Source organism: Cupriavidus phytohabitans (assembly GCF_000426345.1).
Classification (GTDB): Bacteria; Pseudomonadota; Gammaproteobacteria; order Burkholderiales; family Burkholderiaceae; genus Cupriavidus.
Genome location: NZ_AUFE01000034.1, coordinates 1 through 19,962 on the forward strand (window position 1 = coordinate 1; position 19,962 = coordinate 19,962).

General features: G+C 65.6%; 15 protein-coding genes and 1 pseudogene. 7 read left to right on the forward strand and 9 right to left on the reverse strand.

Annotation, left to right across the window (positions count from 1 at the left end):
• Positions 1 to 181, reverse strand: a pseudogene (locus K309_RS37055) (hypothetical protein); the annotation flags it as partial.
• A gap of 460 nt (positions 182 to 641) precedes the next feature.
• On the opposite strand from K309_RS37055, the gene loiP reads away from it, so the two are divergent.
• Entirely contained in the window at positions 642 to 1,403 is a 762-nt protein-coding gene (gene loiP, locus K309_RS0122055) for a metalloprotease LoiP (RefSeq protein ID WP_029048441.1), read from the forward strand.
• 87 nt (positions 1,404 to 1,490) lie between these two features.
• On the opposite strand, the gene K309_RS0122060 is transcribed toward loiP, so the two are convergent.
• Positions 1,491 to 1,925, reverse strand: coding sequence for a universal stress protein (locus K309_RS0122060; protein ID WP_012353026.1), 435 nt, complete (start codon positions 1,923 to 1,925; stop codon positions 1,491 to 1,493).
• A gap of 176 nt (positions 1,926 to 2,101) precedes the next feature.
• Complete coding sequence (locus K309_RS0122065) at positions 2,102 to 3,052, reverse strand: LysR family transcriptional regulator (protein WP_029048442.1); 951 nt, start codon at positions 3,050 to 3,052, stop codon at positions 2,102 to 2,104.
• A 291-nt stretch (positions 3,053 to 3,343) separates the two neighbouring features.
• Between K309_RS0122065 and K309_RS0122070 the strand changes: the two genes are divergently transcribed.
• Both K309_RS0122070 and aceB read left to right on the forward strand, forming a co-directional pair.
• The gene (locus K309_RS0122070; RefSeq protein ID WP_029048443.1) at positions 3,344 to 4,045 is read left to right on the forward strand and encodes a haloacid dehalogenase type II; all 702 of its coding nucleotides are present in this window, start codon (positions 3,344 to 3,346) and stop codon (positions 4,043 to 4,045) included.
• A gap of 50 nt (positions 4,046 to 4,095) precedes the next feature.
• Positions 4,096 to 5,682: a malate synthase A gene (gene aceB / locus K309_RS0122075; RefSeq protein WP_029048444.1), complete on the forward strand. Its 1,587-nt coding sequence runs from the start codon at positions 4,096 to 4,098 to the stop codon at positions 5,680 to 5,682.
• 70 nt (positions 5,683 to 5,752) lie between these two features.
• Here the strand turns inward: aceB and K309_RS0122080 are convergent, their stop codons facing one another.
• Complete coding sequence (locus tag K309_RS0122080) at positions 5,753 to 6,076, reverse strand: hypothetical protein (protein WP_029048445.1); 324 nt, start codon at positions 6,074 to 6,076, stop codon at positions 5,753 to 5,755.
• 237 nt (positions 6,077 to 6,313) lie between these two features.
• Between K309_RS0122080 and K309_RS0122085 the strand changes: the two genes are divergently transcribed.
• Positions 6,314 to 7,297, forward strand: coding sequence for a Bug family tripartite tricarboxylate transporter substrate binding protein (locus K309_RS0122085; RefSeq protein WP_029048446.1), 984 nt, complete (start codon positions 6,314 to 6,316; stop codon positions 7,295 to 7,297).
• 120 nt (positions 7,298 to 7,417) lie between these two features.
• Positions 7,418 to 7,849 carry a universal stress protein gene (locus K309_RS0122090; protein ID WP_029048447.1) on the forward strand — a complete coding sequence of 144 codons (432 nt, stop codon included), beginning with the start codon at positions 7,418 to 7,420 and terminating at the stop codon, positions 7,847 to 7,849.
• A 243-nt stretch (positions 7,850 to 8,092) separates the two neighbouring features.
• On the opposite strand, the gene K309_RS0122095 is transcribed toward K309_RS0122090, so the two are convergent.
• The 5 genes from K309_RS0122095 to K309_RS0122115 form a co-directional block, all read right to left on the reverse strand.
• Positions 8,093 to 9,859: an ABC transporter ATP-binding protein/permease gene (locus tag K309_RS0122095; protein ID WP_029048448.1), complete on the reverse strand. Its 1,767-nt coding sequence runs from the start codon at positions 9,857 to 9,859 to the stop codon at positions 8,093 to 8,095.
• 476 nt (positions 9,860 to 10,335) lie between these two features.
• A complete protein-coding gene (locus K309_RS0122100; protein WP_369796484.1) occupies positions 10,336 to 11,286 on the reverse strand; it encodes a Bug family tripartite tricarboxylate transporter substrate binding protein in 951 nt (316 codons plus the stop codon).
• Positions 11,287 to 11,597: 311 nt separating this feature from the next.
• Complete coding sequence (locus tag K309_RS0122105; RefSeq protein WP_051320549.1) at positions 11,598 to 12,416, reverse strand: DUF5995 family protein; 819 nt, start codon at positions 12,414 to 12,416, stop codon at positions 11,598 to 11,600.
• Complete coding sequence (locus tag K309_RS0122110) at positions 12,413 to 14,272, reverse strand: vWA domain-containing protein (protein ID WP_029048451.1); 1,860 nt, start codon at positions 14,270 to 14,272, stop codon at positions 12,413 to 12,415. The genes K309_RS0122105 and K309_RS0122110 overlap by 4 nt, the downstream gene beginning before the upstream one ends.
• A gap of 251 nt (positions 14,273 to 14,523) precedes the next feature.
• Positions 14,524 to 15,249, reverse strand: coding sequence for a GntR family transcriptional regulator (locus K309_RS0122115; protein WP_029048452.1), 726 nt, complete (start codon positions 15,247 to 15,249; stop codon positions 14,524 to 14,526).
• A 165-nt stretch (positions 15,250 to 15,414) separates the two neighbouring features.
• Here K309_RS0122115 and K309_RS0122120 point away from each other — a divergent pair, with 165 nt between their 5' ends.
• Positions 15,415 to 16,635, forward strand: coding sequence for a pyridoxal-phosphate-dependent aminotransferase family protein (locus tag K309_RS0122120; RefSeq protein WP_029048453.1), 1,221 nt, complete (start codon positions 15,415 to 15,417; stop codon positions 16,633 to 16,635).
• Between the two features lie 174 nt (positions 16,636 to 16,809).
• Positions 16,810 to 19,842 (forward strand): FAD-binding and (Fe-S)-binding domain-containing protein, encoded by a 3,033-nt coding sequence (locus tag K309_RS0122125; RefSeq protein ID WP_029048454.1) that lies wholly within the window; start codon positions 16,810 to 16,812, stop codon positions 19,840 to 19,842.
• Positions 19,843 to 19,962: the final 120 nt, after the last annotated feature.

Genomic DNA, 19,962 nt, shown 5'->3' on the forward strand with positions numbered 1-19,962 from the left:
TGGGCGCCACCGTCGCCGTCGAGGCAAAGCGCTGACCGAGGTGGCCGCGCAGGTACCACACCACGCCGCCTACGCGCTGCAACTGCGGCACGTACACGTTGAGGTACATCCGGTCGATGCACTCGCTTTCGAGCACGACGTGGTCGCGTAGAACATCGCACACACTGTGTGGTACCGTCATGTCTGGCTCCGGTCGTCCACGGGGTCTTCGGACCCCATTGAGCTTCGAGCTCGTACATCGCTGGGCTTGTCCCAGCCGGCTCGACCGGAGCCACCTTACCCCCTCAGCGCTCCGCAGTCACCCGTACTACTCGTCGGTCTGAGGCAGAGCCTCGTTAGTAGTGAAAGTCGCATGATGATGCCACCTTCCGTCAGCCCCGGCCTAAAACGAACGCGTTGCGACTGTTTGCGAGTTTTCCACTCGCTGATCGCCCTGCCACAAGATTAGGCGACATTGGCGAAGATTCCATGCAGAGTCAGTGGATGCGCCGCAGAGCGTCCGGGCAAGCAGCAAGTGCGAAATGCAACAAATTGTCATATCTGACGACTTATTGCATTTGGGTGATGCAGGCAGCAAGTGGATGCCATAAAGTGCCCCGGCCTTTGTCGGCACTTTCCGGGCCTCTATCAACAACAACATCATGAAAGCATCATTCTCTCTCACTACCTGCGCCATCGCGGCCGCACTGCTGGCCGGCTGCTCCGCTGGCATGCCCACCAACATCGACGGCATGGTGTCCGCCGGCTCCTCGCTGGCCAAGGCCGCGACGCTGAGCGACGCGGACGTCAAGAGCCTGTCCGACCAGGCCTGCGCCGAATCGGACAAGACCAACAAGATCGCCGGGGCCAATACCACCTACGGCAAGCGCCTGGCCAAGATCATGAGCGGCCTGAATGGCAGCAACGTGCCCAACGTCAACGCCAAGGTGTACCTGACCAGGGACGTCAACGCCTGGGCCATGGCCAATGGCTGCGTGCGCGTCTACAGCGGCCTGATGGACATGATGACCGACGATGAAGTGCGTGGCGTGCTCGGCCATGAACTGGGCCATGTGGCACTGGGCCACACCAGGAAGGCCATGCAGGTCGCCTACACCGCGACCGCCGCGCGTGGCGCTGCCGTGTCGGCAGGCAACGGCGCGGTGGCCGCGCTGTCGTCGTCGCAGCTGGGCGAGCTGGGTGAGAAGCTGATCAACGCGCAGTTCTCGCAGTCGCAGGAAAGCGCCGCCGATGACTACTCCTTCGACCTGCTGACCAGGAACAAGGCCAGCACGCGCGGCCTGGTGACGGCGTTCCAGAAGCTGGCCAAGCTCGATGGCGGCAAGTCGAGCATGTTCTCGTCGCACCCGGGTTCGGATGACCGCGCCAGACATATCGAGGAGCGGATCCGCAAGGCTTCGTAATCTCGTAAGCCACTGGCAGCAGGCATGACAACGCCCGCACCGGAGAGCCCGGTGCGGGCGTTGTGCTTTCTGCGCAGCGGGTCGGGGTCAGCGATACACGATCACCGGGATATCGGTATGGGTCAGCACCTTCTGCGTTTCACTGCCGAGCAGCAGGCCGGACAGCCCGCGCCGGCCATGCGACGCCATGAAGATCACGTCGCAGCCATGGCGCTCGGCCGCGTCGATGATGCCGAGGTAGGGCACGGCGAAGGTCGACATGTCCGCGTCAAAGGTGACGCCGGCCGCGGTTGCCAGGTTCTCGACTTCCTTCAGGTAGAGCTTGGCCTGGTTCTCGATGCGGTCCTTGAAGGCCTGCGGCGCCTCGACCACGATTTCGCTGAACGGGGTGTAGGGATACTCCTCCAGGCAGACATAGGCCGTGACGCGCGCGCCGATGGCCTTGGCGAGTTCCAGCCCGCCGTTGATGGCTTTCTTGGAGAGTTCCGAGCCGTCGGTGGGTAGCAGGATGTGTTGGAACATGCGGGGCTCCTTTTTTGACCAGGGATGGGGGCAGGGCTGCCGCCCGGCGCCGGTGGGGCGATGCCGGGGCGGAGGAAAGCGCCTGTCTGAATCCATTGTAGTCAGGGTGCCGAGTACGGCATTGTGCTAAATCAATTGCAACAAAAGCGTCACACCCCGGAGTCTTGCGCTGGCCGTCAGCTTGCCAGCGCAGCTGCCGCCGACACGGATGCCGCCTGCTCCGCCCGGCGCCAGTAGGCCGGGTTGCCGTAAGTGTTCTTCAGGTGGTCGATAAACAGCCGCACCCGCAGCGGCAGGTGCTTGCGCTGCGGGAACACCGCATGGATGCCGATCGGCGGCGCCTGGAAGTCGTCCAGCACCGTGACCAGCCGGCCGCTGGCAATTTCGTTGCCGACTTCCCACCACGAGCGCCACGCCAGGCCGTTGCCCTGCAGGCACCACTCGTGCAGCACCGCGCCGTCGGTGCATTCCATGGTGCCGCCGACCTTGACGGTCACCGAGCGGCCGTCTTGCGTGAATACCCAGCCGCGCTGCACGTTGGCGCTGGCGCCAAAGGCCAGGCAGTTATGCCGCTGCAGGTCGTCCGGCGTGTCGGGGCGGCCGGCGCGGGCCAGGTAGTCGGGCGAGGCCACTACCACGCGCCGGGTCTCGGCCAGCCGGATCGAGACCAGGCTGGAGTCGGGCAGGTCGCCCAGCCGGATCGCGCAGTCGAAGCCTTCATTGACCAGGTCGACCACGCGGTCGGACAGGTCCAGCGTGATCGATACGTCCGGGTGGGATTCGATGAACAGCGGCACCAGCGGCGCCACGTGCTTGCGGCCGTAGCCGGCCGGCGCGGTCACGCGCAGATGGCCGCTGGCCTTGACGCCGCCGGCCGAGACACTGGCCTCGGCATTGTGCAAATCGTTCAGGATGCGCTGGCAGTCCTCCAGGAAGGCCGAACCTTCGAAGGTCAGGCTGATCTTGCGCGTGGTACGTACCAGCAACTTCACGCCCAGCCGCTCTTCCAGCGCATCGATGCGACGCCCGATGATGGCCGGCGCCACGCCTTCCGCCGCCGCCGCCGCCGACAGGCTGCCGCGCGAGGCGACGGATACAAAAGTCTCCAGCTGTTTGAAATGGTCCACAAATGTTCGCCGAGTAGTGCCCGAGTAGTACCCACCCGCGCCTTTTGTGCCGGTTCGGTCACGCACGATGCGTTCCAGCGTGCTGCCGGCGGCAAATGCGCAAGGTTTTAGTGCGGAGTATCGTTTTAGTCAGCCAAGATTAGTGGCCGAAAAGTAAAAGATCAAGTGACCCGGGGCACCTTTGCCGCAGTGCAGCGTCTTTCTACAATGCGATGCATTCATCGGTGTACACGGCTACGCAGTTGTGGTCCGGCACCGACACACCTTGCACACACAGGTTGCCAGCGCCCCATGAACAAGATCCGCGCAGTCGTCTTCGATGCCTATGGCACGCTGTTCGACGTGTATTCCGTCACCGCGCGCGCGGAACAGCTGTTCCCGGGCCGCGGCGAGGCGCTGGCGCTGCTGTGGCGCGATCGCCAGATCGACTACACGCGCATCCGCACCATGGCCGCGCACGACGGCGCGCACTACAAGCCGTTCTGGGCCATCACCGTGGACGCGCTGCGCTACGCCGCCGAGCGCCTGGGCCTGCCGCTGGACGAGGCCACCGAAGCCCAGCTGCTCAAGGAATACGCCTGCCTGTCGGCATTCCCGGAAAACCTGGGCGCGCTCAAGCGCCTGCGCAAGGCGGGACTGCCGCTGGGCATCCTGTCCAACGGCAATGCCGAGATGCTCGATATCTCGGTCAAGAGCGCCGGCATGCACGGCCTGTTCGACCATGTGCTGTCGGTCGATGCGGTGCGCCAGTACAAGACCGCGCCCGCTGCCTATGCACTGGGGCCGCTGGCCTTCGGGCTGGACGCGCAGGAGATGCTGTTCGTCTCGTCCAACGGCTGGGACGCCTGCGGCGCCACCTGGTTTGGCTACACCACCTTCTGGATCAACCGTGCCGGCCACCCGGCGGAGCGGCTCGACGTAGCCCCCTCCGGCACCGGGCACGACATGAACGACCTGCTCGAATTTGTCCGCGCCCATGGCGTGGCGGTATAGCAGGGCGCCCCAATCACCAAGCTATCGCTATCGTTTACAGGAGAACACTGATGGCTATCACGCTGCCCGCGGGCATGAAGATTACCGGCGAAATCCTGCCGGCCTACGAAGATATCCTCACGCCGGAAGCCCTGGCCCTGGTAGACAAGCTGCACCGCGCCTTCGAGCCGCGCCGTCAGGAACTGCTGGCCGCGCGCGTCGAGCGCGCCAAGCGCCTGGACGCCGGCGAAGTCCCCGATTTCCTGCCGGAAACCAAGAGCATCCGCGAAGGCGACTGGAAGGTTGCACCGGTGCCCAAGGCGCTGGAATGCCGCCGCGTGGAAATCACCGGCCCGGTCGAAGCCAAGATGGTGATCAACGCCTTCAACTCGGGCGCTGACAGCTACATGACCGACTTCGAGGATTCCAACACCCCCAACTGGCACAACCAGCTGCAGGGCCAGGTCAACCTGAAGGCTGCCGTGCGCCGCACGCTGACCCTGGAATCGAAGGGCAAGCAATACAAGCTGAACGACAAGATCGCCACGCTGCAGGTGCGTCCGCGCGGCTGGCACCTGGACGAAAAGCACGTCACCATCGACGGCAAGCGCGTCTCGGGCGGCATCTTCGACTTCGCGCTGTTCCTGTTCCACAACGCCAAGGAACAGATCGCCCGCGGCGCCGGCCCGTTCTTCTACCTGCCCAAGATGGAAAGCCATCTGGAAGCGCGCCTGTGGAACGACATCTTCGTGATGGCGCAGAACGAAATCGGCCTGCCGCAAGGCACCATCAAGGCCACCGTGCTGATCGAGACCATCCTCGCCGCGTTCGAGATGGAAGAGATCCTGTATGAGCTGCGCGAGCACAGCGCCGGCCTGAACGCCGGCCGCTGGGACTACATCTTCTCGTGCATCAAGAAGTTCAAGAACGACAAGGACTTCTGCCTGGCCGACCGCGCCAAGGTCACCATGACCGCGCCGTTCATGCGCGCCTACGCGCTGCTGCTGCTCAAGACGTGCCACTCGCGCGGCGCCCCCGCCATCGGCGGCATGAGCGCGCTGATCCCGATCAAGAACGATCCGGAGAAGAACGCCATCGCCATGGAAGGCATCATCAGCGACAAGCGCCGCGATGCCACCGACGGCTACGACGGCGGCTGGGTGGCGCACCCGGGCCTGGTCGAGCCGGCCATGAAGGAATTCGTGGCAGTGCTGGGCGACAAGCCGAACCAGTTCGAAAAGCAACGTCCGGACGTGCAAGTGAAGGGCGCCGACCTGCTCGACTTCAAGCCGGAAACGCCGATCACCGAGCACGGCCTGCGCATGAACATCAACGTCGGCATCCACTACCTGGGCGCCTGGCTGGCCGGCAACGGCTGCGTGCCGATCCACAACCTGATGGAAGACGCCGCCACCGCCGAGATCTCGCGCTCGCAGGTGTGGCAGTGGATCCGTTCGCCGAAGGGCAAGCTGGAAGACGGCACCAAGGTCACGGCCGAGCTGGTGCGCAAGCTGATCCCGGAAGAGCTCGCCAAGGTGAAGGAACTGGTCGGTGGCGACACCAAGACCTATGACCGCGCTGCCGAGATCTTCGAGCAGATGTCGACGTCGGAGGATTTCGCCGAGTTCCTGACGCTGCCGCTGTACGAAGAGGTCTGAGCAGGCCGCACTGCTCCGGCATGAACAAAACCGCAGCCTGATGGCTGCGGTTTTTTTGTGCGGCTTCCTTTTACAGCGGCCCGGGCAGCGTCTTCAGCCCGATCCAGAGCACCATGATGATGACGTTGACCGGCACGCTGAGCGCGCCCGGCACGTAGAACAGCGCCGACAGCACCGGCGCGCACAGCACGCCTTCCACCACGCTGCCGACGGCATAGAAGAAGACCCCGCACCACAGCCAGCGCCGCATATATGTCGGCAGCCAGTGCGCACGCGCCTTGTTGAAATGCCAGGCGTGGGCCCGTTCGGCGTGGCTTCCCCGGCTGGCGTCGCGGAACAGCCAGTTGAAGAAAAAGTAGCGGTACAGCAGGGTGCGGAAGGCCAGCTCTTGCATGATCACTCCTATCGCCGTGCCAAGCCGGTGGTGTGCAACGTTCATACCAGCGCATGCAGGGACGACGGCGGCTTATATCAGCAGCGTAGCAAGAAGTCGCGCGGACAGCCCAGCCGCCGGGAGCAATCCGGATCCGCGCCATGCTGGAAAACCCCGCATGTCCCGCGCAGCAACACTCCCTAATATGAAGTACCCGCCGCCAGCGCGGCCGACAACATTAAAGCGGAGACTTCAGATATGGACCGTCGACAGTTCCTGGGCACCGCAGTCCTTGCCGCAAGCGCCGGCGTGGCGCCGTTTGCCATGGCGCAGCAGTGGCCGTCGCGGCCGATCCGGCTGGTGGTGGCGTATCCGCCCGGCGGCGGTACGGACGTGGTGGCGCGGCTGTTTGCCGACTATCTTGGCCGCGTGGCGGGCCAGTCGGTGGTGGTGGAGAACAAGCCGGGTGGCGCCACCATTCCCGCCACGCAGGACGTGATCCGCGCCAGGAACGACGGCCAGACGCTGCTGGTGACGCTAGGTTCGTCCGCCACCTCGGGCGCGCATATCAACCGCGTGCCCTATGACCCGCTGACCGACCTCACCGCGCTGGCCGAACTCGGCCGTGCCCCGGTGCTGCTCGCCGCCAACAAGGACGCCCCTTATTCCACGCTGAAGGAACTGATCGCCTATTCCAAGGCCAACCCGGGCAAGCCGATCCATTCCGCCTCATACGGCCCGGGCACGTCGTCGCACTTTGGCCCGCTGCTGTTCAACCGGCTGGCAGGCACCAACCTGGAGCCGGTGCTGTACAAGGGCTCGGCGCCGGCCACGCAGGACCTCGTGGGCGGCGTGGTGCCGCTGATGATCGACGGCCTGACCACCGGCGTGCCGCTCTACCAGGCCGGCAAGACCAAGGTGCTGGCGACCACCATCCCGGAACGCTCAGAGATGGCGCCCGGCGCGCCGACGTTCCGTGAGCTGGGTTTCCAGGAGATGGAGCAACTTAGCGGCTATTTCGCCCTGTTTGGACCGAAGGGCATGCCGAAGGCAACGGTTGATGCCGTCTCCGAGGCCGTGCGCAAGGTGCTGGCCGACCCGGCGTACCAGAAACGGCTGGCCGGCATCGGCGTGCTGCCGGCGCAGGCGGTCACGCCAGAAGCGTTTTCCGCACAGATCCGGACCGATCATGCGCGTTGGGGACAGTTCATCAAGGACATCGGGTTCAAGATCGAGAATTGAGTCCGCCAGTTCGCCTGAACTCAAAGACGGGCTCCGCCGCGGGGCGATTTATTGTCCATACTGAACCTTGCCGCGGCACCTCGCCGCGGCAACAAGAATCAGCAGCCTATGGAGGGAATCGTGTTCAAGCACATCTTGCTGGCCACTGATGGCTCGGAGCTTTCCAAGGTCGCCATGGCGGCGGCGATCAATTTCGTCAAGGCGGGCGGTGCGAAGCTGACGGCGTATACGTGCATGGAGGAGTATCCCTACCTGTCCTCAGGGGATGCCGGCCATCCGCGGCGAAAGGCGTATGAGGAACATGAGGCCGAGCGGGCCGGCGCGGTGCTGGCCGAGGTTGTCGCCGCGGCCACCGAGGCGGGCGTGACCTGCCAGACCGACATGAGCACGTCGGTGCCATACAAGGGCATCATCGATGCCGCCGCCAAGCACGGCTGTGACGTGATTTTCATGGCATCGCACGGGCGGCGCGGGCTGGAAGGGCTGCTGGTCGGCAGCGAAACACAAAAGGTACTCACGCACTGCAGGATTCCCGTGCTCGTCTACCGCTGAGCTTGCGCAATCCGCCGGTCAGGATTCCTTCGACAGTTGCGCGATGCGCTTCCAGTGCGCGTCCTCGTTCGGCAACGGGCCGGGGAACTGGCGGCGCTCGGCGATAACATCGACTGGTTCGCGCAGAACGCCTTGGACTCGGGTGACTGAGCGATCCTGACCAGTTCGTCGGACAAGCGCTCGACCAGCGGCCGGTTCGCGAGCCGGCGCTTGCCGGAATGCGAACATGCGCGCGCCGTGCCCTCAGAAACGGTAGCCCCGGCTCGGATTGACTTTCCAGCCGCCGGTGCCGTCGAGTTCCAGCACCTGGTGGTGGTACTTGAGCAGTGACGGACGGTGGCTGACGCTGACCAGCGTCGCGTCCATGCCGGCCAGCAGCCGGTACATGCCTTCCTCGTTGGCGATATCGAGCGCGCTGGTGGCCTCGTCGAGCATCACATAGCGGGGCCGCGACAGCAGCACGCGCCCGATCGTCAGCCGCTGCTGCTCGCCCAGCGACAGCACCTTGCCCCAGTCCACTTCGGTGTCGAGGCCGCCGAAGCGGTCGACGATGCTGCCAAGGTTTACCAGCTCCAACAGCCGGATCAGCTCGTCGTCGGCAATGTGCTGCCCGATGTGGTTGGGGTAGAGCAGCTGGCCGCGCAGGCTGCCGACCACCATGTACGGGTGCTGCGGCAGGAACAGCATGTCCTGCGGACGTGGGCGCATGATGCAGCCGCTGCCGCTGGTCCATAGTCCGGCAATGGCGCGCATCAGCGAGCTCTTGCCGCCGCCGCTGGCGCCGACGATCAGCAGCCCTTCGCCGGGATCGGCCGACACCGTCAGGTCGCGCACCAGCGTGCGTTCCAGGTTCGGCGTGCGCAGCGTCACGTGCAGCAGCGACAGGCGCGAGTCCTGCACCGCCTCGATCGTCGGCGCCGGCTCGGCCGGTTTGCCAGGTTTGGCCGGCGAGTCGGCCAGTGTGCTGGCGAAGGTATCCAGCCGGTCCAGGCCGGCGACAAAGCGGGCCAGCTCTTCGAAGTTGTCGACGATAACCGTCAGGGCATTCAGCACCGCGGCGAACGCCCCCGCGGCCTGGATCGCGCGCCCGACCTCCATCTCCCCGGACAGCACATGCGAGGCGACGATGGCGCTGGGCAGCAGGATGGTCAGGAAGCCGTAGCCGTACTGGAATGTGTTCAGGCTCAGCTGCCACTTGATGAGCTTGTCGAAGTTGCGGAAGGCCTGCTCGAAGCGGCCGCTGATATGCGACGATTCCAGCGCCTCGCCACGGTAGAAGGCGATCGACTCGGCATTCTCCCGCACCCGGATCAGGCTGAAGCGGAAGTCCGCCTCGCGCTTGAGCTGGAAGAAGTTCAACCCGATCAGCACGCGCCCGAAGAAGTACATCGAGACGAAGCTCCCGGCGATGGCATAGACCACCAGGAAGTAGACCAGCATCTGGGAAATCGACCACAGCACGGCGCTGAAGGCAATCAGCTGCAGCAGCGCGCCGATGCCGATCGACAGGAAATACAGCGATTGCTTGGTGAAGGTGTTGATGTCTTCGCTGATGCGCTGGTCCGGATTGTCGATCGCCGCGTTGGCGTTGAGCTTGTAATAGGTCCGGTCCTTGAAGTACCCGTCGAGGTAATGGCGGGTGAGCCATCGTCGCCACAGCAGGCCCAGCTTGTTGCGCAGGTAGTAGTAGGAGGAATAGACGGGAACGGCGCCGAGCAGGATGTATAGGCACTTCTGGATCGAGCCCCAGAAGCGGTCGGCATCCTGCGCCGCCAGGGCCGAAGTGAATTCGCCGGTCTGTTTGTTGATCCAAACTTCGGCCTGCGTCTGGCCGAGCAGCAGCAGGATCAGCAGGAGCAGCAGGCCGGACGCCTTCCATCGCTCACGCGAAAACCAGTAGGGGCGGGCAATGGCCCAGTAACGGGTCCACACATGGCGCGTGGGGGCGCCCGGACGTTTCTTGCGGGTTGAAGTGGTGCCGGCAACCCTTGGCTCGGGCACGACGCTCATCTGACTCTCCAGCGCAGACGGATTCCCCGCCGCCACGCACATTCGTCGTGCTGCCACGAAGCGGACCAGCAGGAGAAATCTCTGGATGAAATATAGGCCAGCAAAATCCACGCCTGGCCAGAATTCATCCACGCGGCGCTCGTTTTTTTTGCGCCGGCGCGCGGTGTGCAGTGTTGGCGGCAACGTCAAACGAGCTCGGAGCCAGGAGGTGACCGAGCCGCTGCAGCGAACCCTGCAAGCCTTTCCAGCGTACCTGCAGTTTCCGCTTCGATGCGTCCTTTCTGCTATGGATTCGGGTTCGAGTGAACGCCGCGTGTAGCGTGCGCCCGGCCCTGAACGACACGTCGTCGCTGACGGGCGGGCCGGGATGACGCGCGCTCCACCCGTCAGCCAATGTGGGTGGCCTCGGGGCGATGTGCAGGTGCGGCTGCGGTCTTGAGGCAGGGCTTGCTCGCCTTAAGGCCGCAGCGCCTGTCTCAGTCGAGGGTAATCTTTCCCGCCTTGACGATGTGGCCATAGCGAGCGATGTCGCGCTCGATCACCTTGCGGAATTCCTCGGACGAACCGCTTGCCGGCACGAAGCCAAGGTCGGTCAGCTTCTTTGCCACGTCGGGACTGCGCGTTGCCGCCGCGATTTCCCTGGCCATGCGGTCAACCACGGGCGCGGGCGTGCCGGCAGGTGCCAGCAGGCCGGTCCAGGAGCTCATCACGAAGCCCGGGAAGCCCGATTCTTCCATGGTCGGGATATTCGGTTCGCCCGGCCAGCGCTTGGCCGAGGCGACGGCCAGCACATTGATCTTGCCCGACTTCACGTGCGGCATCGGCACCAGCAGGGGATCGAATGCCACCGACACCTCGCCGGAAACAAGCGCCGGCAGGATCGGTGCGCTGCCGTTATACGGCACATGGGTCATCTTGACCTTCGATTCCATGGCAAACCGCTCGCCCGTCAGGTGCGCCGAGCTACCCACGCCGCTTGAGCCGAATGTCAGCGTATTGGGATGCTTCTTGCCATAGTCGACCAGTTCGGCAACGGTCTTCGCGGGCACCTTCTTGCTCGCGAACAGGAACAGCGGCAGCTCCGCCATCTCGGCCACCGGCACGAGGTCCGAAGGCTTGTAGCTCAGCTTGGAATACAGCGACATGTTGGCGCTGTAGGCCGCGAGCACCGAGACAAAGGTATAGCCGTCCGGCGCCGAGCGCGCGGCAACGCCAACGCCAAGCGTACTGTTAGCGCCCGGCTTGTTCTCGATGATGATGGGCTGGCCGAGGCTTTGCGATACCTTCTCGAACACGACCCGGGATACCGTGTCGGTGGACCCGCCGGGGGTATAGGGAACGATGACCTTGATCGGCCGGGTCGGCCAGGCGTCGGCCGCAAATGCCGCATGGCCGATAACGGCACTCGTGATGGCGAGCGTCACCAGACGGACGCTGCGCGCCGCGCGATTCGAAATGCTCAACTACGTCTCCTGCTTTGGCAATATTTCTTCCTGCCATTGGGGCAGGGGTTCCAGCGGTGAATCCGCCGATCGATTATGCCGGAGCGGCCGCAGCCGGTACTTGCCATGAGGCTGCAGCGGATCGCATTCCGTGAAGTCAGTGTGCGATAAGCGGTCGAGGCGCAGGAGGGCGCCACGCCGCACGGCGTTGCCTGCACCGAGCTGTACCGCTTGCTTCCGGCCGCGCATCCGGCTGCGCTTCCGGCCGCGCTTCCGGCTGCGCTTCCCGCGCGGCACTAAACCACCGATGGGCCCACGACCTTCGCCTCGACCACAGCGCCGGCGCGGGCCACCTCCTGGTCCAGCAAGTCGATGATGCCGGCGACGCCGCGCAACTCGCCCATCCGCACGCCTGCCAGCGCGAGCGCCAGCGGCATCGCGGGTGCGGCGATGTGTTGTCCAATTGCCGCCACGTGGCGGTCCTGCCGTTCGATCAGCCCGCTTTCGCCGCCGCTGCTGGCGCGCAATGCCTGGCCAAAACCCCATGCCGCGGAACGCGTCTGCACGAGCGCCGCGCCGATCAGCATTTCGTCCAGGCGGCCGGCCACCCGGTCCGCCAGCCGCAGCAGCGGCCAGACGGCGGCGAGCCGGTCCTGTACCTCGTCGACCATCAGCAGCAGGAGATCATTCACGCGATCGAAATCCGTCCGGGGCAGCGGGTACTCGTCCAGCGTGCGGGCCGCGGCGATTCCCAGGTCCAGGTTGATATGCGCATTGATGCCGAGCAGCAGATGCTGCGATACCGTGGGCCTCCAGCGCCCTGCGGCATCGAAGGCAACCTGCCATGCACGGGTCACCGGTGCTGCGCCAAGGTGTGCCGCCAGCGCTTCGAAGTACCGGCCGGCGAACAGCACCACCAGGCGCTCGGCCGCCTCGGGCTGCTCGAAGGCCCCGGCCGCGAGAGCACTGCGGGCGCGCAGCGTGACGCCGCGGTAGAGCGCGGCAAAATAGCCGAGCCGGCTTGCATGCTGGCGCGCCCAGGCCAGGATCGCATCGAAGCGCGCGAGGACCGCTGCGCCGTCGGGCGGCGGCACCGGGTCGAGCAGGACGCTCATTCGCCTATCGTGACGTGTTCGATCCCGCCATGGTCGTCGAGCGCAATCGAGACCGGCAGGTTATCGTCGCGCGCCTTCTCCAGCAGGCGCCTCAGGCGCTCGTCGTGGCGCTTCACGGGAACCTCGCGCTGCTCGTCCAGCACTGCGGCGAGCAGCCGCCCGCGGGCATCGAAGCGCAGGGCCGTGACGAAGCCCGTCAGCAGGCGGTGGCCGCCTCCCGGCTGCTTTTCCACCACGATCCCGCCCAGCGTTTCCGCGTCGGGCTGGAAGGTCAGCACCTCGCGCGCACCGGGGAAGGCGTCGTTGGCAACGGAGATTTCCGCAACGGCTTCGAGCGGGCTCAGCACCGTGAAGCGCACGACTTCGATGCCCGCCCCGAAGGCGATCTGGGTTGCGGCACAGAAGGCCGCATCGTGGATCGTTACCGCTACCCTGTAGCGGCGGCCCGGCCAGAAGCGGGCGGGCTCGACCGTGAGGCGCGGGTCGCGCGGGCGTCCGACCTGCACCGAGGTGAACTCCATGCGCGCGACCTTGTGCTTGCCTTCCAGCAGTCCCTTCAGCTCGACGCGCAGGGGCGCGATGCCGGGCTGCGGGAAATCCGCCTTGGCAGCGAGCGCGCCGTCCTGCTGCGGTTGCATGGGCCAGGTGCGGCCGGTGAAGTCGCTCAGCACCGCTTCAAACTTGCCGGCGGCCGGCTTGCCCCGGAACATCGGCGTCGCGGTGACGACGCTGGTGTCCTGCGGATCGAGCTGAAAGGGATCGACGCGCAGCAGGATATCGAACTCCGGGCTGACCGAGCGCGCCATCAGGTTCATGCGCAGCGGCCGGAACTGCGGATCGCCGGCAACGCGCACACGCCAGGTACCGGATTCGGGGGACGGAACGTGCAGCGCGGTCATCCATCCCACACCGATCTCGAAGGCACCGTTGATTCCGTGGCGAAACGACGTGCCGGACGGCGAGGTGGCTTCGATCGAAGGGCGGCCGGGGTGATGCCACGTCAGCCCCAGCAGCAGTTCCTGCGAGATGTCGTCGACATCGACTTCGAACTGCGCCTCGTTGATGCGGTGTCGCGACCTTTCGCCATTGTCCGCCGCGGCCAGGGTCGGCAGGCTGAACTGCTCCCACAGCAGCCTGGAGGCAGGCCACGCCAGCGGCCGCAACGGCAGTATGCCGTTGTTGTTGACGACCTTCATCGAGTTCGTCATCAGCGCTGCCGAGGTATCCGCCGCATACGACGGCGTGGTGCTGATCGTCTTTACGGTGCTGCCGAAGGGCTCGGCTTCAGCGACCAGGTCCGTCAGCGTCGCGTTGAGCAGATCCGAGCCGATTCCCTGCGCATTGAGCGCGATGCCATTGCCTGCCAGCAGCACGGCAAAGTCGATGCCCTGTTCGAATTCATAGCCGCTCTTGGTCAGCAGGCCGTCATGCTGGATCGTCTGGTTGCCGTCGGTGAACAGCACGATCTTCTTCTTGTACACCGCGGGGAACAGCGGTGGAGGATTGGCGACCATGAAGTCGGCCACGGTCCGCACCGCATGGAAAATATCTGTCATGCTGCCGACCGCGCCCTGCACCGAAGGCTGGTCTTCGATCGCGCTGACCACGTTCTTCCAGATCGTAGTGTCGCCCACCGGAAAATTTCCCTGGCCGATCAGTCCCTTGGTCTGCGTGGCGAAGTACCAGAACGAAACCGCCCAGGTTTCGTTGGACGACGAGGTCTTGTTCTCGATCTCATCGATGATGTACTGCACCGATTCCGAGGCCTCGACGATCTTGTCCTTGGAGGAGCCGTTGCCAGCGCTGTGGAACATCGAGCCCGAGGCATCGATCAGGATAGCGAGTTGCTTGGCCATGCCGGTGCTCCTGTTCGGACGGATAGCGCTTGCGCGACGGACAGGGGCATGCGTTCGGACCCCGGTTAGCAGTTAGTTATAGTGCGTCGGGCGTGACCGGGAGGCCGGCTGTTGCTTTTCTGTCTATCCCCCTGGTGCAAGTGAAGATCGTGCAGATCTCATTTGCAGCGAATTTGCGTGAGTCATTTTGCGCGAGTCATTCGCGGTGCAATGTCACGCTCGCACTTCACTCTCAGTTCGTCGCGAGGGTCTCACGCATTCTGCACAGGCTGGGCCTGCACCGGATCCGCATGAATCTGCATCACGACCTCTCGCTTCTCCAGCAAGTGGTGCCGCAGGATGCCGGCCAGCTTCTTGCCATCGCGCGCCTCGAGCGCGCCGATCATGCCTTCGTGCTCGTCGACGGCACGGTCCCACTTTTCCGACTGGAAGTTGGAGCGGAAGCGCAGCGCCTGGATGCGCCGGTTCAGCGCGAGGTAGGTCTGGCTTAGCGCCGAGTTGCGCGCGGCGGCCACGATCAGGTTGTGGATCTCCTGGTTGCGGGCGTAATAGCCGGGCAGGTCCTTCTGCACGCGGCAGGCCAGCATCGAGTAGTGCAGCGCCTTGATCTCGGCGAACTCCGCCGGCGTCATGCGCTCGCACGCCAGTTCGCCGGCGAAGGCCTCCAGGCCGCTCAGCAGCTCGAACATTTCCCACACTTCGGTCTCGCTCATGCGGGACACACTCGCGCCGCGGTTCGGCCAGATGTCGATCAGGCCTTCCGCCGCCAGTACCTTGAGCGCCTCGCGCAGCGGCGTGCGCGAGATGCCGAGCGTCTCGCACAGCTCGCGCTCGTTCAGCTTCATGCCCGGCGACAGCACGCCTTCCACGATGAACCGGCGCAGGTGCTCGACCACGACGTCGTGCAGGCGCTTGCGCTCCAGCCTGGGCATGAGCGGGTCGGATGGTCTGTTTTCGGCGTCGAGGGGATTTTGCATTCAATTTTTCCATCTTTCGGAGGCTGGCTCAATTGTATCTCAAGGCCAGAATGCTCAGCCAACATAAGGGTTAACGCGGCGAAACTTCGGCTTGAGGTACGCCGGGTGCCGGTGCTACAGTAAATTGAATTCAAAATTCAATATTCAACCCGGAGACGCCATCCCATGATCCACCTCGATTTCCATCCGGCTGGCCGCCACTTCCTGCAGATTCCTGGCCCGAGCCCGGTGCCCGATCGCATCCTGCGCGCCATGAGCTACCCGACCATCGACCACCGCGGTCCCGAGTTCGGCGCGCTGGGGCGAAAGGTGCTGGCCGATATCAAGAAGGTCTTCAAGACCGAGCACCCGGTGATCATTTACCCCGCGTCGGGTACCGGCGCCTGGGAGGCCGCGCTGGCCAACACGCTGAGCCCGGGCGACCGTGTGCTGATGTTCGAGACTGGCCACTTCGCCACGTTGTGGAAGAAGATGGCCGAAGCGCTGGGGCTGAAGCCCGAGTTCCTGGGCCTGCCGGGCCTCGAGGGTTGGCGCCGCGGCGTGCAGGCCGACATGATCGAGGCGCGGCTGCGTGAGGACGCGGCGCACGGGATCAAGGCGGTTTGCGTGGTGCATAACGAGACGTCGACGGGCGTGACCTCGAACATCGCCGCGGTGCGCAAGGCCATCGATGCCGCCGGCCACCCGGCTTTGCTGCTGGTGGACACGATCTCGGGGCTGGCCTCGGCCGACTACCGGCATGACGAATGGGGCGTCGATGTCACGGTGTCGGGTTCGCAGAAAGGCCTGATGCTGCCGCCCGGCATCAGCTTCAACGCGCTCTCGCCGAAGGCGATCGCGGCCGGCCGGAGCGCGAGGCTGCCGCGCGCGTTCTGGGACTGGACCGAAATCATCGAAGCCAACAAGAACGGCTACTGGCCGTATACCCCGAACACCAACCTGCTCTACGGCCTGTCCGAGGCGCTCGACATGATCCTGGGCGAGGGGCTGGACAATGTCTTCGCCCGCCACCAGCGCCTGGCGGAAGCCACGCGCCGCGCCGTGCGCGCATGGGGCCTGGAGATCCAGTGCGCCGACCCGGCCGTGTACAGCCCCGTGCTGACCGGCGTGATGATGCCGGAGGGCGTGGACGCCGATGCCGTGCGCAAGCTCATCTATGAGCGCTTCGACATGTCGCTGGGCCAGGCGCTCGGCAAGATGCGCGGCCGCATGTTCCGCATCGGCCATCTGGGCGACTGCAACGACCTGACGCTGATGGCAACGCTGGCCGGCTGCGAGATGGGGCTGAAGCTGGCAGGCGTTCCTGTCGCAGCGAGCGGTGTGGCGGCGGCCATGGATTACCTGGCGTCGCACGCCGATATGCCAATGCTGAAGGCGGCTGCCTGAACACAGCCGCACAGGCCGGCGCCGGGAGAGGCCGGGCCGGCGTGGCAGCGCCATATCCACGCACCACAAGCCCATGCCATCACGTGGGGTGATCGGCAGGGGCGCCTGTTGCCTGCGGATTCACGCAGGCATCCACCGACGTTCGCCCAGCCTGGCACAAGCCGGCTGTTTGCCATGAATACCTTTACTTCCTCCACGCTGGTCAAGCCGATCCACCTGGTGTCGTCACAGCACCGCGCCGTGTCGCCGCTGTCTGCGCTGCTGCGCAAGGAACTGCGCGGCGACGTGCTGTTCGACCGCGCCGGCCGCGGGCGCTATGCCACCGATGCGTCGATCTACCAGATCATGCCGATCGGCGTGGTCGTGCCGCGCGACCAGGCCGACCTGCTGCGCGCGCTCGACATCGCCCGCGACCAGCGGGTGCCGGTGCTGGCGCGTGGCGCGGGAACCAGCCAGTGCGGGCAGACCGTGGGCGAGGCGCTGGTGATCGACAACAGCAAGTGGCTCAACAACGTGGTGGCGTTCGACGCGGCGGCGCGCACGGTGACGGTGGAGCCGGGCATCGTGCTCGACCACCTCAATGCCTGGCTCAGGCCGCACGGCCTCTGGTTCCCGGTGGACGTGTCGACCGGCGCGCAATGCACCATCGGCGGCATGGCCGGCAACAACTCGTGCGGGTCGCGCTCGATTGCCTACGGCAACATGGTGCATAACGTGCTGGCTATCGATGCCGTGCTGGCCGACGGCAGCCAATGCCATTTCGGCTCGCTGGCCAAGCCGGTGGCGGCGGGGCGCGCCGAAGGCATCCTGCGCGGTCTGGAACGCATCGCCACGCGCGAGCGCGGCGAGATCGCCGAGCGTATGCCGAAGGTGCTGCGCCGCGTGGCCGGCTACAACATCGACCTGTTCGACTGCCAGAACCCGATGGCCTATACCGACGATGGCCATGCCAACCTGGCGCACATCCTCGTGGGGTCCGAGGGCACGCTGGCCTGCAGCAGGCAGGTCACGCTCAAGCTGTCGCCGCTGCCGGCGCACAAGGTGCTGGGCGTGGTGAATTTCCCCACGTTCTACCAGGCCATGGACATGACGCAGCATATCGTCAGGCTGCGCCCGGTCGCGGTGGAACTGGTCGACCGGACCATGATCGACCTGTCGATGGAGAACCCGGCCTTCCGCCCGGTGGTCGAGCGGGCGCTGAGCGGTGATCCGCAGGCCATCCTGCTGGTCGAGTTCGCCGGCGAGGACCGCCAGGCGTTGCTGGCGCAGCTGGAACAGCTGGCCGAACTGATGGGCGACCTGGGCCTGCCGGGTTCGGTGGTGAGAATGCCCGACGAGAAGGCGCAGAAGGCGCTCTGGGATGTGCGCAAGGCCGGGCTCAACATCATGATGAGCATGAAGGGCGATGGCAAGCCGGTCTCCTTCATCGAGGACTGCGCCGTCCCGCTGGAACACCTGGCCGAGTACACGCGCCGGCTGACCGAGGTCTTCCACAAGCACGAGACCGAGGGCACCTGGTATGCCCATGCCAGTGTCGGCACGCTGCATGTTCGCCCGATCCTGGACATGCGCCGCGACGGCGCGGTGCGCATGCGCGAGATTGCCGAGGAAGCGGCCGAGCTGGTGCGCGAATACAAGGGCGCCTATTCCGGCGAGCACGGCGACGGGCTGTGCCGCGGCGAATGGGTGGCATGGCAGTACGGCCCGCGCATCAATGCCGCGTTCAGCGAGATCAAGGCGCTGTTCGACCCCGACAACCGCTTCAATCCCGACAAGATCGTGCGGCCGCCCAGGATGGACGCGCGCGAGAACTTCCGCTTTGCGCCCGGCTACGCGGCACTGCCGCTGACGCCCGCGCTGGACTGGTCGGCCTGGAACGTCCGCCGCGACCCGATGACCGGCGCGGAAACCGCGCCCGGCACCGGCGCCGATACGGCCACGCACGGACTGGCCTCGGCGGTGGAGATGTGCAACAACAACGGCCACTGCCGCAAGTTCGACGCCGGCACCATGTGCCCCAGCTATCGCGTGACCAAGGACGAGCAGCACGTCACGCGCGGCCGCGCCAATACCCTGCGGCTGGCCGTGTCCGGCCAGCTCGGCAGCGAAGGGCTGGCCAGCCCCGAGGTGAAGGAGGTGCTGGACCTGTGCGTGTCGTGCAAGGGCTGCAAGCGTGACTGCCCGACCGGCGTCGACATGGCCAGGCTGAAGATCGAGGCGCGCCATGCATGGGCCACGCGGCACGGCACCAGCCTGCGCGAGCGCCTGGTTGCGTACATGCCGCGCTATGCGCCGGTGGCGAGCCGGCTGTCGGGACTGCTGGCGCTGGCGGACAGCATCCCGCTGGTCTCGGGCTGGGTCAAGCGCGCGCTCGGGTTTGCGCCGGAACGGTCGCTGCCCCGCTTCCGCAAGCCCTTCCTGACAGCGGGCATGGACGCCGGCAAGCCCGCGGGCACCCGCGAGGTGCTGCTGTTCGTCGACACGTTCAGCAACTACATGGAACCCGAGAACGCCCGCGCCGCGCGGGCGGTGCTGGAGGCGGCGGGCTATACCGTGCATTTCAACACCCGCGCGGGCGAGCGTCCGCTGTGCTGCGGCCGGACCTTCCTGGCCGCGGGGCTGGTCGACCAGGCAAAGGAAGAGGCCCGGCGCATGCTGGACGCGTTCCGTCCCTATGTGGCGCGCGGCGTGCCGGTGGTGGGGCTGGAGCCGTCCTGCCTGCTGTCGCTGCGCGACGAATTCCTCGGCTACGGCTACGGCGACGAGGCCCGGCAGCTGGCCAGCCTGTCATTCCTGTTCGAGGAATTCCTGGTCCGCGAGCAGCGCGCGGGCCGGCTGGAACTGCCGTTGCAGCCCCTGCCGGCATCGGAAGCGGTGGTGCACGGACACTGCCACCAGAAGGCCTTCGATGCCTTTACGCCGGTACAGGCCGTGCTCGCCTGGATCCCCGGGCTGAAGGTCGCGCCGGTGGAATCGTCGTGCTGCGGCATGGCCGGCAGCTTCGGCTACGAAGCCGAGCACTTCGCGGCGTCGAAGGCCATGGCCGAGCTGTCGCTGCTGCCCGCGGTGCGCAAGCGCGCCGCCGATGCCATCGTGGTTGCCGACGGCACCAGCTGCCGGCACCAGATCCTGGACGGCGCCGATGCGCAGGCCCTTCATGTGGCGCGCGTGCTGGAAATGGCGCTGGCAGGAGGCCGCGGCGGCTGAGGCAGCAGGCGCATCGCAGGCGCGGACAACAAAGTCAAGCCGCAACCAAAGCGGATCAGAGTACCAACCAGAGTACCAACCAGAGTACCAATCAGAGTACCTAAGCCAAAGGAGACAAAG